Consider the following 234-nt stretch of genomic DNA (forward strand, 5'->3'; position numbering starts at 1 on the left):
AGAAGCGGCAATCTTTCAGGAAATCAAAGAATCTTAGTTCGAGCCCAGTTGCTTCAGACAGCAGCCCAGTTGGCAAATTTTGACATGGAAGACAAGGTTAAATCTGTGAAAACCTTACTTTCAGATGCTAAGGAAGATATTCAAAACATGATAAAAGAGACAAGACAGACAGCCTTTGACATGGTTGGATATTTGTCAAGTTCAGAAGTTACAAATCTACTTTCTGGTTTTGAT

The 234-nt window shown here is 38.0% G+C and carries 1 pseudogene; it reads left to right on the plus strand.

The window, feature by feature from the left end:
- A pseudogene (locus tag SORDD16_RS10320) lies at positions 1–234 on the plus strand (DUF2974 domain-containing protein); the annotation flags it as partial.

The organism is Streptococcus oralis (assembly GCF_001578945.1).
Lineage (GTDB): Bacteria > Bacillota > Bacilli > Lactobacillales > Streptococcaceae > Streptococcus > Streptococcus oralis_Q.